This is a genomic window from Nostoc sp. GT001, assembly GCF_030382115.1.
Lineage (GTDB): Bacteria > Cyanobacteriota > Cyanobacteriia > Cyanobacteriales > Nostocaceae > Nostoc.
On the sequence record NZ_JAUDRJ010000003.1, the window covers coordinates 3558833 to 3574430 of the forward strand.

Consider the following 15598-nt stretch of genomic DNA (forward strand, 5'->3'; position numbering starts at 1 on the left):
AGCACAAAAAGTAATATATCGCACTCAGTACTGACTCAACGCCCCGCTATCGCTAACAGCACTCTTAAATCTTATAGACTTAGGGAACTTACGCAGAAAATTAAACTCATTACTCATTACTCATTACTCATTACTCCTAAATCAACCCCCAACATGAATAGCAGGTCGTATGTGGGGATTCTTTTCAGCCCTACGCAGTACTTCACGGGTAACTACAGCAATGTCACCTTCGCCAAACAAGATAAAACGCAATAGGTATTGTATGGGATTTCCCTCAGCCCAGCCGAAGTAAGCATGGGGAATCTTACCTGTTTGGTCGCGAATGTAAAGTAGTAAAGCTGCGATCGCATTCGGTACTGCTGCACTTTCAGCCCGGAGGATGCGATAGTCACCAACTTGTACCCCTTTGACTACGATCACATCCGCAAATTCCGAAGCATCGGATACATGAATTTCTAAAAACAGAATTGGATCGTTGGCTGGAATATGGTTGTCTTCGCGTACCTCTTTCTCTTTCATAAAATACTCTAGAACATCGCCTGTATTCAATCGATTTGCAATCAGTCGTATTGTTCCCTGGCTATCTTGGGCAAGGAATTGGCTAGCAAGTTCGTCAACTTCAATTCGCTCTGCTCGGAGTTCCGTTGAACGCCAAACACGAGAAACCAGCGAGGTAAAAATGATCGCACCGATAAAGAACCCAGCAATCCTAATGCCTTCTGGTCTTTCGATGATATTGACAATGGTGGTATATAAAAATAACAGTGTAATGATGCCAAAAACGAGTCTGGCCCGCTTCTGTCTGTGGCGATGGGCTGACAAGGTTACAGCAAAGGCGGCTGAGGTAATTAACACCAGCACACCAGTTGCGTAAGCCCCACCTTGGGCTTCTACACTTGCTTTGAAGATAATTGTGACAACAAAAGCGATCGCTGTGTAGACTAACACCAAAGGTCGCGTTGCCCGTGCCCAATTGGGTGCCATACCATAGCGCGGTAGGTAGCGAGGCACGATATTCAACAGCCCTGCCATTGCAGATGCACCTGCAAACCACAAAATAGAAATAGTACTTAAATCGTAAATTGTGCCAAAGCCATTGCCTAAATACAAATGTGCTAAATAAGCAAGGGCCCGTCCGTTGGCTTTGCCCCCCGATGCAAATTCTGCGGCTGGAATCAGTAGAGTGGTTATAAAGCTGGTGGTAAGCAGAAAGAAGCTCATAATCAGAGCAGCAGTGGTGAGCAGCTTGCGTGTATTCCGAATCCGCCCTTTGGGATGTTGCGGAGTGCTGTTACTGCTACCTTTAACTAGAGGCATAACGGTAACACCAGTCTCAAAACCTGACAATCCCAGTGCGAGTTTGGGGAAGATGAGGAGAGCGATACCGATTAGGATCAAAGGATTGGAATGGCGTGCAAAAAGTGCAGTTTGCCAGTTAGCGATCGCTTCTGTGTGAGTTAATATTTGGTACACACCGACACCAACGACAAGGAAGTTTAACAGCAGATAAGCTCCCACCAAAACTACTGCAATCCCAATGGCTTCTCGGAAACCTCTCAAGAAAACTGCACCTAGTAATGCAACTAATATCAGGGTAACTGCGATCGGCTGATTGTGAAGCCAAATTGGTGTCAGCGGATTTTCGATGATATGGGCTGTGGCATCAGCTGCTGACAAGGTAATGGTAATAATAAAGTCAGTTGCCACAAAGCCAAGTAAGCACAGTACAAGTAATTTGCCTTGCCACCAGGAAAGTAAACGCTCTAACATTGCGATCGACCCTTCACCATGAGGGCTTTCGGCAGCAATGCGCCGATAAATTGGCAACGCTCCAAAGAGCGTCAGCAAAACCAGAACCAGGGTAGCTATAGGAGAAAGAGCGCCAGCCGCTAGTGCTGCAATCCCTGGTTGATAGCCAAGGGTCGAGAAATAATCTACACCAGTCAAGCACATCACCTGCCACCAAGAATGCTGGCGATGTGGTTCTTCTTTCCGGTAAGGGCCTTCTTTCTCTCGTCGTTGGTCTTCTTCAAGCAACCAGTGGATTAACTGGCTACCGAGCCGTTTTGTTGAAACAATTGATTTAGCCATCAAATACGGTTGTGTTGCAAAAGTCGGCTTTGTGATTTTTTTAAGCCTTCGTGGTTTATTAAAATTTTTAACTACAAAGGCATAGCACTATTATTGTATGTTAAGCATCCTGTCCGATTTACAAAATATATAGTAGCTGTTCGTAGTGGTCTACCATATCAAGAAAGGTTGCAGGTTTTGGTATAGGAATAATCAATACTGCAACCGTATATTTTGGGATTAACGCTTTTGCACTCTTAGCACCTTTAAGCTGTAGAAATTCAAAAAAAATGATGCTGCTAAACGAGGCATGTACGCAATTAACAAATCAGCCCTAAAACAAAAGTCACTTTTAGTTATATGATGTTTGTATAACTATTAATCTATTACTCTGTTTGTGTAGCCGCAAACTTGAGTTTGATGGAATTATGGACATATAGTCGTACACAATATACAGTCAATCTGTTCGATAGGTTCCTAGCAATATGCGAACCCATCTGCACCAACTACACTAATTCAGATGTTTGACAATATCTGCAAATTCTTAGTTGAGAACTTCTCCAGTGATTTCGCTACATGGTTATTAGGCGAATCTATTAATTTAACAGAACTAAGTCCAAAAGAATTATCTCTCGAACCCATTCGGGCTGATGCTCTAATTCTGTTGCAGTCGGAGCAAAGCATATTGCATTTGGAATTTCAAACCCAAGTCGATGCGGAAATTCCTTTTCGGATGATTGACTATCGATTGCGAGTATATCGCCGCTTTCCAGACAAAGCAATGCATCAAGTCGTAATTTACCTCAAGCAGACAAATTCAAATTTGGTGCAACAAAATACATTTACAATTGCTGGGACACGACATGAATTTGCAGTTATCAGACTTTGGGAACAACCGACAGCAGTATTTTTGAGAACACCTGGACTTTTACCATTGGCTGTGTTAAGCAGTACAATTGATCCAGAAGTTATACTTAATGAAGTGGCACGGGAAATTAACGGTATTACAGAATTAAGAGCTCAAAGTAATATTGCTGCTTCTACAGCCATTTTAGCTGGTTTAGTATTAGATAAAGAGGTGATTAAACGAGTTTTGAGGTCAGATATTATGCGCGAGTCAGCGATTTATCAAGACATTCTACAAGAAGGCAAGGCTGAAGGTAAGGCTGAAGGTAGGGCTGAAGGTAGGGCTGAAGGTAAGGCTGAAGGCAAGGCTGAAGGTAAGGCTGAAGGTAAGGCTGAAGGTAAGGCTGAAGCGTTACTCGAAGTGGCAAGAAATCTATTTAGTACTGGTATGCCATTAGAACAGATAGGCAGAGTCACAGGGTTATCAATTGAGCAGTTACAGTATTTACAGGCAAGTGAGTCCAATCAATAAATAATCGGTGCAGTTAACCTGCACCGATTACCAAGTATCACTCGAATTGAACAAACATCCCATTGTTTCACGCCAATGCTGAAGCTTGGGGTTTGGCAAAAATCATTCTTCCTGCTGTAGTTTGTAAAGCACTGGTAACTACTACTCGTAGTTCACCACCCACATAACTGCTACCTTCTTCAACAACTACCATTGTGCCGTCATCTAGGTAGCCAATGCCTTGACTGGGTTCTTTGCCTTCCTTGAGAATTTTTAAATCCAGGTTGTCGCCAGGTAAATAACTGGGACGGACGGCATTCACTAAATCATTCACATTCAAAACAGGTACTTTCTGAACACTGGCAACTTTAGACAAGTTGTAGTCGTTGGTTAGCAATGTACCGCTGATTTCTTGGGCAAAGCGTACTAACTTCGCATCCACTGTGGGAATATCTTCGTAGTCAACTGTATTAATCAGGATGCGATCAGGATAATCTTCCTTGATACGGTTGAGAATTTCTAGTCCTCTCCTTCCCCGTACCCGCTTTTGATCTTTGCTAGCATCCGCTACTTGTTGGAGTTCTTGCAAGACAAATTGCGGTACGAGAATTTGCCCTTCCAGAAACCCTGTTTCTAGTAAGGCTTCAATACGGCCATCAATAATACAGCTAGTATCTAGAACTTTGGTATTGGCTGGTTTTAATGTTCCTTCCACTACCATCGATTCAACAGTGTTGGGATTAATGAATCGCAATAAGCCTCGCCCGTGGGTATCTGCCAAATTCATGCCAGTGACGGAGAGGATAATACTACCAACAACTGCCACCAATGGCTTAATAAATCCAAAATCCGCCGGGATAGGGAGCAAAAATAATGGGGCTAGCATCAGGTTGGCTAGTAATAGCCCAATCACTAAGCCGATCGCACGAGTTAAAATCACTTCTAGAGGCATTTCTTTGACTTGTGATTCTAGGCGACGATATGTCGTCTGGAAACTCAGCCCGATCGCACCACCAATAATAGCGGCAAAGACGGCAACAACTAAGCGTAGAGCTTCTAGATTCGTTACCTGATCTAGTGCCCCATTGGGTAGTAGTTCAATGCTGTAGAACCCTATTCCCGACGCTGCTAGGATAAATGAGAAAATAATAATGGCGTCAAGCATGGTTGTCTTGTTTTCCTGCAACTGTGTTAACCGATAAAGTTAAGTATTTTTTATTTCATCGGTAAGATAAACTAATCAATATTGACTTACACTAAGGGTTTAGGCTGACAATATCTGCAATTATTATAACCAAAGGCTTTTATCTTAATATTTTTCATTGTTTTGTTGTAAAACGACAAAAACTTGTAAATAAACTAATTATTTTGTAAGAATTCAGAAGTCAGAATTCAGAATCCAGAAGTCAGAATTAAGAAGACCTTGATACCCAGACTTAATAATTTTAATAAAATCAAGAAGTTATTACACGCTTGATTTTACAATTATTCTGGCTCCTGAATCACTTCTCCTATCGGAGACGCTGCGCGAACGACTACGCTCAGTGACCACCTGACTCCTGAATTCTTCCCTCATTTTCATTGTCTCTAATTCGCAGTTGGGTTAACTTAAAAATTTTCTCAAAATGAGTAAAAAATTTAGTATTTCTGGAATTGCGAGTTCTGCTTATGTGCATATTCCCTTTTGCAGACGGCGGTGTTTTTATTGTGATTTCCCGGTGTCTGTTGTGGGCGATCGCTTGCGGGGCGAAACATCTGGTACTATCTGCCAATATGTTGAGGTGCTATGTCAAGAAATTGCCATGACACCAGCATTTGGTCAACCTCTGAAGACAATTTTCTTCGGTGGTGGTACTCCTTCGTTGCTCTCAATAGAGCAGCTACAACGGATAGTAACAGAACTAGAGAAGCATTTTGGGATTGCGTCTGGGGCAGAGATTTCTATGGAAATTGACCCAGGTACCTTTGATTTAGCCCACATAGCAGGCTATCGCAGTGCAGGCGTGAACCGGGTAAGTTTGGGCGTACAAGCCTTTCAAGAAGAATTATTACAAAGGGCGGGGCGATCGCACTCAGTTGAAGATATTTTTGCAGCTGTGGAACTAATCCACCAAGTCGAGATTCCCGTATTTAGCTTAGACTTAATTTCTGGGTTGCCGCATCAGTCTTTGGATCAATGGCAATATTCCCTAGAAAAAGCCGTAGCAATAACACCCACTCACATTTCCATTTACGATCTCACTATTGAACCAGGTACAGCCTTTGGTCGTTACTACAAACCTGGTGATACTCCTTTACCCACTGATGAAGCCACAGTCAAAATGTACCAGATGGGGCAGCAGGTTTTAACTAGTGCAGGTTATGAGCATTATGAAATTTCCAATTATGCTCAACCTGGCCATCAATGTCGGCATAATCGAGTGTATTGGGAAAACCGCCCTTATTATGGCTTTGGTATGGGTGCGGCGAGTTATGTTGAGGGGAAACGCTTCACTCGTCCGCGCAAAACTAAGGAGTATTACCAATGGGTACAAGCTGGCGGTGTAATTGATTGTGATGTAACTCCCCCAAAGGAAGTATTGTTAGAAACGTTAATGTTGGGGTTGCGTTTGGCAGAGGGTTTGAGTTTGGCGACGTTGGTAGAGGCGTTTGGCGAAGCGAAGGTGGAGGAGATTTGTCGGTGTTTGCAATTGTATTTTGAAAAAGGTTGGGTAGAAATTACAGAGGGAAGATTGCGTTTGATTGATCCCCAAGGGTTTTTGTTTTCTAATGTGGTATTGGCGGAATTGTTTGAGAAATTGGGGTGAGGAATTGTTTATGCAAAAAAATAAAGTTAGAAAAGCTGTGATTCCGGTAGCTGGTTTCGGTACTCGTTTGTTTCCAGCTACTAAAGTTGTCAAAAAAGAACTTTTCCCGATTATCGATCGAGATGGTAGGGCAAAACCTGTGATTCTCGCAATTATTGAAGAGGCAATTAGTGCTGGAATTACAGAAGTAGGAATTGTGGTGCAGCCAGATGACAAAGAAATATTTGCAGATTTCTTGAAAAACCCACCCAAAAAAGAACTTTTAGAAAAACTTTCACCACAAAATCAAGAATACAGCCGATATCTCGAAGATTTAGGTAGCAGAATTACCATTTTGTTACAAGAGGAACAATTAGGCTATGGTCATGCGGTATTTTGTGCCAAGGATTGGGTACAAAATGAGCCATTTTTGCTGATGTTGGGCGACCACATTTATGCATCTGATATTGAAAAATCTTGTACTAGTCAAGTTTTAGATGTTTACGAACAAGTTAATCAAAACGTTATTGGCTTAACTACAATGCCAGCAGAAATTATTCATAAAGCTGGATGTATAACAGGAGTTTGGCAAGATTTAAACTCGATTTTGTCAGTTACACAACTCTATGAAAAACCGACTATAGAGTATGCAAAACAGCATTTACGTGTAGAGGGAATGTCAGAAAATGATTTTTTAGGTATATTTGGCTTATATTTACTAACGCCGAAAATTTTTGACTTTCTAGCAGAACATATCAACCAAAATTTCCGAGAACGAGGTGAATTTCAGTTAACATCTTGTCTAGAAAAATTGCGTCAAAAAGAGGGAATGACAGGATATGTTGTAAAAGGCAAGTGTTTTGATACCGGTTTGCCAGATGCTTATCGTCAGACAATGATTGATTTTAGAAAAATATAGATTAATCTCGGTTCAATTCATTTGTCTGGGAGGATCTCACTTTTTAAGATGGTTCAAACAGATAGTAATCTATTGAGGTAAGCAGAGGCATCTTGAAACTATACCGTTTAATTTGCTCCTGGTGATAGCCTCCTTTTTTTGTTAAAGCAGTTTTCAGGTAGATGAGTTACAAAATGCAGGACTCAAAATCAGACACAAACCTTACAAAACTACCTCAAAACTAGCGGTAGTTAGAGCAGGAAAAGAGGTAGCATCCAATTGTGCAAATTTACCTCCAGAATTAATCTCAGCAAAACCATCCGCCGAACCATTAGGGTTATAAAAGAGACTACCATTTGCGCTATTATAAACAATAACCGCACTACTACTTACAGCTAAGGTATTGTTCGTCACTGTGGCAAAGTCTGCGGAATTTAATTGAGTCGGGAAGACTGAGTTAGTTAGAGCAGTAAAGGTAGATTTAGATAGTTGGATCTTGTCTTCCTCAAGAGTGAAGTCACTAATAGTATCAACTCCGAGTTCTCTAATATTAAACTTTGATCCTGTTGCAAATGCGAACTTATCTGAACCAGCGCCTCCTGTTAGTAAGTCGTCCCCACTATCTCCCTGTAGGTAATCGTTGCCTGTGTTGCCGATCAGAATATCTTTTCCACTACTGCCAAAAAGAATATCATCACCGTTGCCCCCCAGAAGGTTGTCGTTATCACTACCCCCATCTATGATGTCTGCACCAGATCCACCAACAAGAGTGTCAATACCTGCCCCCCCATCAATGTAATGATTACCAACAACACCAGAAAGCGAAATACTGTCATAACCATCCCCAGCAAAAATAACCTTATTGCCAGCCGAAAAATTTGCCCCACTAAAGGTATCGTTTCCCTTGGTTGTAGCGACATCAGTACCGATGGCATTTCTGGATCGAGCAACAGCCTCTTTTATGAGATCAGCAAGATTCTCACTTGTAGAACCAACAGTCAGTACACCACCCCGACTCAAGGGGGTAACTAGTGTCTCGTAATTGGCTGCAACATTACTCGTAGTTAGAAAAATTGGAATAATGTTATTTGCCTCTAGCGCAGTTTTTACTTGTCCGACCAGTGGATAATCTTCAAAAGCATCAGCTATCGCATCTCCATTATTGCCAATACTATCTGACCTAACTGCTGCGCGATCGTCAACAACGTGATAAATACTATCGGTGGCTATGATCACAACACGAAATGAACCTACTCTGAAACCAAGACTGCCGTTATCTAAAGCTGCGAACAAGAGTGCAAATAATTGTGATTCTGGCCCATCATTGCCACCAAAAGCTTCAAAGCCAAAGATTTTGTCTTTAATTGTTGTGACATTATTTGTCAAAGCGACTTCTGGTTGATATACATAGTCAGCGTAACCCCCAAAAGGCACAAGTGGCTTATCTTTGAAAGAGGCAATACCAAATTTCAGGTCATTACCAAATATCTTTGCTAACTTCGGGTTGGTTAAGCGATTTACCGTCGCAGGAAGTACGGCTTTAAGCTGGACTACACCCTCATTAGATGACGATGTTAAGTCTTGCAGCAGAACAATATCAGATACTAAATTCATAGTTTTTCCCTCTGATTATTTTTATTGATGGGTTGTATTGGAAAGTGGCTAAATACTATTTCAGCTTGATATTAGCAAGGTTAATTGATTTAAGATAGTACTTAAACTGAAGAAAATATAATCTCTTTCAAAAAATATTTACCGTGTCCTAACTCCTGCCTCTACCCTACTTAAGGTTATAGTTGCAGACTTCACGAGAGAGAATGTCACCAGATATAAGTTAAGCTAAAGTGCGTCAATGGGTGAGCAGTGAAGATAATGCTTTGGATTAGAGGATGAATCAGTATTTTGCAACAGTTGCTCGCGGATTAGAAACCCTCGCGGCTCAGGAGTTAGAGCAACTAGGTGCCCATTCCGTAGAGCCGGGCTTTTGCGGTGTAGCCTTTGAGGGCGATCGCACTTTACTTTATCGCGTCAATCTTTGGGCTAGGCTACCATTCCGAATCTTGGTGAATATTGATGAGTTTCCATGCCTTGATGCCAAGGATCTCTATCGCGGTATCCAGACTATCGATTGGCAAAACTATCTGACGCCAGATATGACCCTGGCGGTGAATGTCACGGGCAAAAACCAGCACCTCAACCATAGCCACTTCACATCTCTCCAGGTGAAAAATGCGATCGTTGATCAACAACAAGAAAATCTAGGCGAGCGTTCAAATGTAGAGCTTCATGAACCAGATGTGCGGGTTAATGTTCATATTGAACGCGACTTTTGTACCGTCAAACTCGACAGTTCTGGAAATAGTCTGCATCGCCGAGGCTACCGCCCTGCGGTGGGAGCAGCCCCTCTCAAGGAATCTCTGGCTGCTGCCCTGATTCAACTTTCGGGTTGGCAACCAAACCAGATGTTCTACGATCCTCTCTGTGGATCTGGCACTTTACCTTTGGAAGCTAGCTTAAAGGCACTGAATATCGCACCAGGACTGTTTCGTGAGTCCTTTGGATTTGAAACTTGGCTCGATTTTGATTTGTCCCTTTTAGAAAAGCTGCTCCAAGAAGCTAAGGACAGCCAACTAGATACCCTTCCCGCACCTATTTGGGGAAGCGATCGCGATGAAAATATAATTGAGCAAGCGATTAATAATGCTCAAAACTGCGGTGTTGATAACCATGTATGGTTTTCTCAAATGGAGCTTGCTGATGTTGTCGCCCCCGCAGACAGTGGCATTTTATTTTGCAATCCACCTTATGGCGAACGGCTGGGACGAGATAGCGATTTAGGGGCATTTTACAAACTTTTGGGCGATGTATTGAAACAACGCTTCAAAGGCTGGACTGCATTTGTACTCAGTGGCAACAAGGAACTGTCTCAATCGATTGGACTAAAATCATCGCGGCGGATTGCGGTGTATAACGGAGCGCTGCCTTGTCAGTTAATGAAATATGAGTTGTATTAAGACAAAGACGCGATAAATCGCTGTCTCTACAAATAATCGGTCTTTTGTAGAGACGGCTATTCATCGCGTCTTACCTGTGATATTTTTAATACTCTTTAACAAATTTAAATTTAGCCAAAAAAAGCTTGAAACTACTTATTAGTCTATATTCTGGCAGTTATGATGACAACGGTTAAAAAAAGTGGCAGTATAATCGGTGACTGACAACCTGCAATTTATTTATAGCTAAGGGGCTATTTATGTCAGATCAATTCACGTTTACTGTTACCAATGACACCGAACAGGCAATTACAGAGTTGTGGGTATCTCTCGATGATGAAGATTGGGCTTCATTTACCTTGAGTGATTCAGGGATTCCATCGGGTGAAACAGTAACAATTGCTTGGGCTGAATATACGAATGATTCGCCCTGTGAATGGTACATATCTGCTGTATTTGAAGATGAATCAGAAAGTGAGTCAGCCCTATTTAACTTCTGTGAAGAACCAGCTTTAACGTTCGGCTAAATTTTCCATTGCGATCGTGTACGCCATCGCACTTGATTGCATGATTGCATCTCGACTCCAGCGATAAGCGAACTCCAAGAAATAAATTATCCAATATTGTGGGGTGGGCATCTTGCCCGCCCTATGGACTGGGTTCTCGTGTCGCCCACCTCACAAGAGTTAATTGAATATTTTTTTATTTGGAAGTCCCTAAAAGCAAAAGCCCTACCTCGAAAGCATCTAGGTGGGGCTTGATATTAGAATTGATATTGGCAACACCACATAATGATTTTTGAATAAAATTCAGTACAGATAAAGCGCAGCCTCACATAGAATCGGTATGAGTCATCAGTACGTTTGCCTACAAAATTATCCCGTTATATTGAAAGGCATTATCCCAAACATAATCAATCACTGCTTTAGCATCATCCAAGGGGAGAACTTGACACTCTCCCTGCTGATTATATGTTAGTAAAGCGATTTCTGATACATTGTCTGTTATTTCGCTATTTGGAATTATTTGGCCACGAATAGCTTCTAAATTGCTCAGAGGCCCTTGAATATCAAAATTAATCTTTGTGCTTAGTTTATTCTCCATCCAAGTTTCAATGCGAGAATCTAATTGTTCAGGGCTTAAGGGTGTAGGACTGGTAAGTAAGTGATAGTATGCCAGAATAATTTCCTTACATTCTTCTTCCTCTGCCAATTCAATAAACATTTGAAAGACACTGGTATTGTTAGCTAAATTCTGGAAAAATAATGTATCTGTAACTTTTTTTTGGAATTTAATTTTTTTATTTTTATAATTAGTGTATTGCTTAAAAGCAAATCCACCCAAAGATATAGCTAATGATAAAGTTGCCACCAAAACTGGCATAAAATTTCTAACTTGATCCAACTCTACATTTAATAATTCAATTAGGAATGACACATTTAGTACTAGCAAAATTGCAGCAACCAGCAATAATAAATTCGGCAAAGTCCTTAATACCAAAGGAATGGCTGCCCCAATAGCAGGGATTCCAAATAGTAAGCGATCTTTCCAGGTCATACTCGTTTCTACATTGGGAAAGAGTAAGTCAATATCTAGTTTGGGAATATTTTTGTAGCAGTAAACATACATTTTACCGGGAACGAATTTCAAATTTTGGATGTTGTCCTTCTTTGCACGAAAGTAAGCTGCTTCTTTGAATTTGACTAATAAAACAATTCGTTCCAAGATATCAATAGTCTTTTCTTTTTGCCAAAAGAAGAACTTTTTTACAAAGATTTTTTTGTAACTATCACCCCGGTAGTAACAAATAAAGCGGTCAAAATCCTCAAAATCCACTTGAGTTTTCAAATCAATTAGAGATTTGGTTGTCACTGATCGTTTGACAATCGATTCAGGCAAAGGAATATAATTTGCTCTTTCGACAATATGCTGAAAGGCATCAATTACCTGGCGCTCCATTTCATCATATTGCTCGAATGTTGGTGGAGTTATTGGTTGAACATCTTCATTAGGGTTAAAGGGTACATAGTTATCTTTGATAATTTCTAAGGTTTTGTGGAAGCGAAAGTGATAGTATGCAGTGAGTATTTGGCAGAAATCTTGAAATTTTTTGGCATCATCCCAATTTAGCTGACCGTCTTGCAGGCAAAGTTTGATAATATCGCTGCGAGTATAAGGAATAAACGCTTCTCGATTTTCGTCAACAATCATGTTTAAAGATTAATCGGAATCTAACTAATGGGTTTGCCAAGCCCCACGAAAACGGCTAATATCAGACATTATGTTTTCATTGATAATTAAATTTTAGTATCTTGCGTGGTAAGTCTGAAAAGTTTTCTTGAACAGAGAGGTTTTATTTGGTATACCAGGAGGCAGAAGGCAGAAGGCAGGAGGCAGGAGGCAGAAGGTAAAACTATTACTATTCCTAGTATTCACGTTTTCAAAATGTCCTAACCTATGTGACTACGGCTATATCAATGTAGTTCAGGATAAATAGGTAAATAATAAGTCCGTAGTAAGGACTTTAGTCCTGGATTTTGAAGCACTAAAGTGCTTACTACAAACTCACCACATATTTGGGTCTGTTCGCGAAGCGTCTCGTAGAGAAGCCCCGTGCTTCACGCAATGCTTTAAAGTAATGAGTAAGGAGTAATGAGTAGATGAAAAATGGGTATTTACTCATTACTTATTACTTATTACTCATTACTCCTTCTTAAGAGCGCCTTTAGGTCGGTAAGGATGTCAAATTTCTCAAAATACTTAAAGCCACCGCCTCCGCCACCTTAATCCCATCGATACCCGCCGAGAGAATTCCCCCTGCATATCCCGCACCTTCTCCAGCCGGGTAAAGACCGACTGTATTCAAACTCTGATAATCCTCTTTGCGTTTAATCCGAATGGGTGATGACGTGCGGGTTTCCACTCCAGTCAAAACGGCATCATCCATTGCAAATCCTTTAATTTGTTTGTCAAAAGCGGGAAGGGCTTCACGAATGGCTGCGATCGCATAATCTGGTAAACTCTGACTCAAATCGCCCAAGTGTACCCCAGGTGTATAAGACGGTTTAACAGTGCCCAATGCTGTCGAGGGACGATGGTTGAGAAAGTCTCCCACTAACTGCCCTGGCGCTTCATAAGTCCCACCGCCTAATTCAAAAGCCCGTTCTTCTAAGCGCCGTTGAAAGTCGATTCCCGCTAACGCATTGCCCGGATAATCTTCGGGTGTGATACCCACAACGATCGCACTGTTGGCATTGCGCTCATTGCGAGAGTATTGGCTCATTCCATTGGTGACAAGTCGCCCCGGTTCTGATGCAGCTGCAACTACCAAGCCCCCCGGACACATACAAAAACTATAGACGGAACGACCATTTTGGCAGTGGTGAACCAGTTTATAATCGGCAGCACCTAAAAGCTTATGACCAGCTTGAGCGCCAAAACGACATTGATCGATGAGAGTCTGGGGATGTTCGACCCGAAAGCCGATGGAAAAAGGTTTCGGCTCTATGTAAACTCCACGATCAAATAGCATTTGGAAAGTATCGCGGGCGCTGTGACCTACCGCCAGAACTACATAATCGCTGGCGATATATTCGCCACTGGCGAGGGTGACTCCCCGCACCTGTCCATTTTCGATGTTGATATCTTCAACGCGGCTTTGAAAGCGAATTTCGCCACCGAGGGATTCGATTTTGGCACGCATACTTTGGACGATTCCCACCAGTTTAAAAGTGCCGATATGGGGTTTGTTGATATAGAGAATTTCTGGTGAGGCTCCCGCATTGACGAGTTCGGTTAGTACCTTGCGCCCATAATGCTGAGGATCTTTAACTTGACTGTAGAGTTTGCCATCAGAAAATGTACCCGCGCCACCTTCACCAAACTGGGCATTGGATTCGGGGTTGAAGTCTGATTTTTTCTTCCAAAAGCCAAAAGTATCAGCAGTGCGATCGCGAACTTTTTTGCCACGTTCTAAAATGATGGGACGGAATCCCATTTGCGCCAGCATCAAACCCGCAAACAAGCCACAAGGCCCAGTACCAATCACGATGGGGCGAATCGTCAAATTGCTCGGTGCTTGTGCTACTGGGCGATAACTCATGTCTGGCGTGGACATGATATGGGGATCTTTTTTCAGGCGCTTGAGTAGATGAGTTTCCTGAGTCGTTTCTACATCCAGAATATAGACAAGGGTGATATCTCCTTTCTTACGCGCATCGTAGCTACGCTTGAAGATGGAATAGCTGATCAAATCTTCGTCTGTGATTTGCAGCTTTTTGAGGATGGCAGACTTGATCTCATCTTCAGGATGATCAAGCGGGAGCTTTACTTCTGTTAGTCGTAACATGGCGAGGAGAAATGCATACTGTCTATCAAAATCTTAATCAAAATCATTGCGGGGCGGCTGATTTTCGTGGTTCAAACTAGATTGACAGCCGCCTCTAACATTCGTATTGTGCCAAGTTCAGCATCTATTTCCACTTCTACACCAATTGGCAAGGTAAATTTATCTTTAATATGACCAATCATGGAACCATACCAAGCAGGAATCCCTAAAGGAAGTATGTGTTGTTGCAATACTTGCATTAATGTAAATGATGGTTCATCCCCAAGACTACATTTAGTGCATTGCCCAAAGATAAAACCAGTAATTTGATTCAGTATCCCAGCAGTTTTTAACTGCGTCAGCATCCTATCTATACGATAAACATCCTCGCCAACTTCTTCCACAAACAGAATGCTTTTGTTCCAGGAAGGTAGGTAAGGTGAACCTACCATTGCTGATAGTACTGATAAGTTTCCACCTACAAGTTTACCCCTCGCCTTTCCCGATGCTATTGTCTCCACCCGTACTTCGCTAGGATTGAGATTTTGCATAGTCACAGCTTCACCATTAAATAAGATGCGCTTGAAGTAATCCACTGTAAATTGATTCCAGGTAGATGTGGCAACTGGCCCATGAAAAGTAATCATTTGACTACGGGCATTAATTGCCAACAACAGGGTAGTAATATCGCTGTACCCGATGAGAATTTTCGGATGGGAACGGATCAGCGAATAGTTGAGTAAGGGTAAAATGCGATTGCAGCCCCAACCACCACGCATCGGAATAATTGCTTTTACGGTGCGATCGCTAAACATCAAGTTTACATCCTGGGCGCGATCGCTGTCTTTACCCGCTAAATAGCCGTAACGATCTAAAATATGCTTCCCTAGCTTGACTTTTAAGCCTAATTGTGATATTAATTTCTGCGCTGCTTCGATGTCTTTAGCGTCAACAATACCCGCAGGGGCTATCAATCCTACGGTATCGCCAGCTTGCAGGCGGGGCGGCTTGCGGATGGTGTTTAGAGATGGCTTAGCTTGGGCGGTAAGTGTTGGTATCTGGGTAGCTAAGGTGGCAAGTCCACAGGTTGTAAGAAATTCTCGACGTTTGATAGTCATAACCATCAACTAACCACTCTAGACGCAAAGAAGACAGAGCGAGGAGAAA

General features: G+C 42.0%; 12 protein-coding genes. 5 read left to right on the plus strand and 7 right to left on the minus strand.

Annotation, left to right across the window (positions count from 1 at the left end):
* Positions 1-141 precede the first annotated feature (141 nt).
* On the minus strand, positions 142-2091 hold the full coding sequence (locus QUD05_RS18260; protein ID WP_289797315.1) for an APC family permease: 1950 nt from the start codon (positions 2089-2091) through the stop codon (positions 142-144).
* 499 nt (positions 2092-2590) lie between these two features.
* On the opposite strand from QUD05_RS18260, the gene QUD05_RS18265 reads away from it, so the two are divergent.
* Positions 2591-3448, plus strand: coding sequence for an Rpn family recombination-promoting nuclease/putative transposase (locus QUD05_RS18265; protein WP_289797316.1), 858 nt, complete (start codon positions 2591-2593; stop codon positions 3446-3448).
* 67 nt (positions 3449-3515) lie between these two features.
* On the opposite strand, the gene QUD05_RS18270 is transcribed toward QUD05_RS18265, so the two are convergent.
* Entirely contained in the window at positions 3516-4592 is a 1077-nt protein-coding gene (locus tag QUD05_RS18270) for a PIN/TRAM domain-containing protein (protein ID WP_289797317.1), read from the minus strand.
* 460 nt (positions 4593-5052) lie between these two features.
* Between QUD05_RS18270 and hemW the strand changes: the two genes are divergently transcribed.
* Both hemW and QUD05_RS18280 read left to right on the plus strand, forming a co-directional pair.
* The gene (gene hemW / locus QUD05_RS18275; protein WP_289797318.1) at positions 5053-6234 is read left to right on the plus strand and encodes a radical SAM family heme chaperone HemW; all 1182 of its coding nucleotides are present in this window, start codon (positions 5053-5055) and stop codon (positions 6232-6234) included.
* 10 nt (positions 6235-6244) lie between these two features.
* A complete protein-coding gene (locus QUD05_RS18280) occupies positions 6245-7132 on the plus strand; it encodes a UTP--glucose-1-phosphate uridylyltransferase (protein WP_289797319.1) in 888 nt (295 codons plus the stop codon).
* 201 nt (positions 7133-7333) lie between these two features.
* Here QUD05_RS18280 and QUD05_RS18285 read toward each other — a convergent pair whose 3' ends face one another.
* On the minus strand, positions 7334-8725 hold the full coding sequence (locus QUD05_RS18285) for a hypothetical protein (protein ID WP_289797320.1): 1392 nt from the start codon (positions 8723-8725) through the stop codon (positions 7334-7336).
* Between the two features lie 275 nt (positions 8726-9000).
* Here QUD05_RS18285 and QUD05_RS18290 point away from each other — a divergent pair, with 275 nt between their 5' ends.
* Positions 9001-10125 (plus strand): THUMP domain-containing class I SAM-dependent RNA methyltransferase, encoded by a 1125-nt coding sequence (locus QUD05_RS18290; RefSeq protein ID WP_289797321.1) that lies wholly within the window; start codon positions 9001-9003, stop codon positions 10123-10125.
* 239 nt (positions 10126-10364) lie between these two features.
* Entirely contained in the window at positions 10365-10631 is a 267-nt protein-coding gene (locus QUD05_RS18295; protein ID WP_069072185.1) for a hypothetical protein, read from the plus strand.
* On the opposite strand, the gene QUD05_RS18300 is transcribed toward QUD05_RS18295, so the two are convergent.
* The 4 genes from QUD05_RS18300 to QUD05_RS18315 all read right to left on the minus strand — a co-directional run bounded on the left by QUD05_RS18300 (position 10617) and on the right by QUD05_RS18315 (position 15549).
* Entirely contained in the window at positions 10617-10742 is a 126-nt protein-coding gene (locus QUD05_RS18300; protein ID WP_289797322.1) for a hypothetical protein, read from the minus strand. The two genes, QUD05_RS18295 and QUD05_RS18300, sit on opposite strands and share 15 nt — an antisense overlap.
* A 229-nt stretch (positions 10743-10971) precedes the next feature.
* Positions 10972-12315 carry a TMEM143 family protein gene (locus QUD05_RS18305; RefSeq protein ID WP_289797323.1) on the minus strand — a complete coding sequence of 448 codons (1344 nt, stop codon included), beginning with the start codon at positions 12313-12315 and terminating at the stop codon, positions 10972-10974.
* Positions 12316-12829: 514 nt separating this feature from the next.
* Positions 12830-14452, minus strand: coding sequence for an NAD(P)/FAD-dependent oxidoreductase (locus QUD05_RS18310; RefSeq protein ID WP_289797324.1), 1623 nt, complete (start codon positions 14450-14452; stop codon positions 12830-12832).
* A 71-nt stretch (positions 14453-14523) separates the two neighbouring features.
* The gene (locus QUD05_RS18315; protein ID WP_289797325.1) at positions 14524-15549 is read right to left on the minus strand and encodes a S66 peptidase family protein; all 1026 of its coding nucleotides are present in this window, start codon (positions 15547-15549) and stop codon (positions 14524-14526) included.
* Positions 15550-15598 lie beyond the last annotated feature (49 nt).

Bases quoted from the DNA above. Each gene is read 5' to 3' on its own strand.
- QUD05_RS18265 (WP_289797316.1), top strand. From the start codon at position 2,591: ATGTTTGACAATATCTGCAAATTCTTAGTTGAGAACTTCTCCAGTGAT.
- QUD05_RS18300 (WP_289797322.1), bottom strand. From the start codon at position 10,742: ATGCCCACCCCACAATATTGGATAATTTATTTCTTGGAGTTCGCTTAT.
- QUD05_RS18290 (WP_289797321.1), top strand. From the start codon at position 9,001: ATGAATCAGTATTTTGCAACAGTTGCTCGCGGATTAGAAACCCTCGCG.
- QUD05_RS18315 (WP_289797325.1), bottom strand. From the start codon at position 15,549: ATGACTATCAAACGTCGAGAATTTCTTACAACCTGTGGACTTGCCACC.
- QUD05_RS18280 (WP_289797319.1), top strand. From the start codon at position 6,245: ATGCAAAAAAATAAAGTTAGAAAAGCTGTGATTCCGGTAGCTGGTTTC.
- hemW (WP_289797318.1), top strand. From the start codon at position 5,053: ATGAGTAAAAAATTTAGTATTTCTGGAATTGCGAGTTCTGCTTATGTG.
- QUD05_RS18260 (WP_289797315.1), bottom strand. From the start codon at position 2,091: ATGGCTAAATCAATTGTTTCAACAAAACGGCTCGGTAGCCAGTTAATC.
- QUD05_RS18305 (WP_289797323.1), bottom strand. From the start codon at position 12,315: ATGATTGTTGACGAAAATCGAGAAGCGTTTATTCCTTATACTCGCAGC.
- QUD05_RS18295 (WP_069072185.1), top strand. From the start codon at position 10,365: ATGTCAGATCAATTCACGTTTACTGTTACCAATGACACCGAACAGGCA.
- QUD05_RS18310 (WP_289797324.1), bottom strand. From the start codon at position 14,452: ATGTTACGACTAACAGAAGTAAAGCTCCCGCTTGATCATCCTGAAGAT.
- QUD05_RS18270 (WP_289797317.1), bottom strand. From the start codon at position 4,592: ATGCTTGACGCCATTATTATTTTCTCATTTATCCTAGCAGCGTCGGGA.
- QUD05_RS18285 (WP_289797320.1), bottom strand. From the start codon at position 8,725: ATGAATTTAGTATCTGATATTGTTCTGCTGCAAGACTTAACATCGTCA.